The organism is Acetobacter sp. DsW_063, assembly GCF_002153745.1.
Classification (GTDB): Bacteria; Pseudomonadota; Alphaproteobacteria; order Acetobacterales; family Acetobacteraceae; genus Acetobacter.
Genome location: NZ_JOPL01000039.1, coordinates 1 through 887 on the forward strand (window position 1 = coordinate 1; position 887 = coordinate 887).

Below are 887 nucleotides of genomic sequence, written 5' to 3' on the forward strand. Positions count from 1 at the left end.
TCTACAAATTTTCAAAATTCGGCAGATGATCGAACTGCGGCAGTCGAGTTTCCGGACTCAATCCGGACTCTTTTGAATCACATCGATCCCGACTCTTTGAGAACTTGATTTCTTTCATATCCGGCAAAAAATCTGCGCGTGAGACTGGCGCGGTTGAGGCCCCGGATCGCCCCTCAAGATTTGACCCGCCCCCCTGCCGGCGCAGGGTCCCAATACATGCGCTTCGAGAATAAATAATCTGTAAGCAGATGTGCGTCTGCATACCTCTTTCTCACCGTTGTTCGAAAAAAGGTGTAAGAGGTGTAAATATGTAACCGGGTTTCTTAAGTGTATGATTTGAAATTGAAATTCGAGTTACACATTTTGCCCTTACAGCTTACACTTTTATCAAATGTGTAACTCACGAGCGTTGAAATTCGGCAGTATTCTGCGGATCGTACAAATCTCGGGGACATCCGCCACGCGCTGACCGCACGATATCAGTCACACCTGAAGCGTTATGAACTATATATATATTGCATAAATACGCCGCTTTTCCCGCCCGGTTGCTCCATTTTGCGGGAAGAAAATCACCGCGCTGCCCGCGCGCACGGACCGTCCTCTTCGGTGTGTTGCGCTGAGCCTTGCAGGTTGCCCGATGCGATGTGCAGGCGGGATGGAGCGCAGCGTCCTGCGTCGTCACATCGCGCTCTTTGCGCAGGGACCGGGCCTAGAAATCCCGCCCGAGGCAGCGATAGACGGAACTGCGGCTGATCCCCAGACGCCGGCTGATTTCGGTAATGGCTACGCCGTCTCGCGCCAGATTCTGAACCTGACTGCTTTTGGCGCGGGCCGTGGGCGCCCGGCCCTGATACTTGCCCTCTGCCCTGGCGCGCGCGATGCCTTCC

Annotated in this window: 1 protein-coding gene; it reads right to left on the reverse strand. The window is 53.9% G+C overall.

What is annotated here, in order from left to right; all coding sequences use genetic code 11:
* Positions 1-709: 709 nt before the first annotated feature.
* Positions 710-880: a helix-turn-helix domain-containing protein gene (locus HK28_RS07210; protein WP_369823622.1), complete on the reverse strand. Its 171-nt coding sequence runs from the start codon at positions 878-880 to the stop codon at positions 710-712.
* Positions 881-887 lie beyond the last annotated feature (7 nt).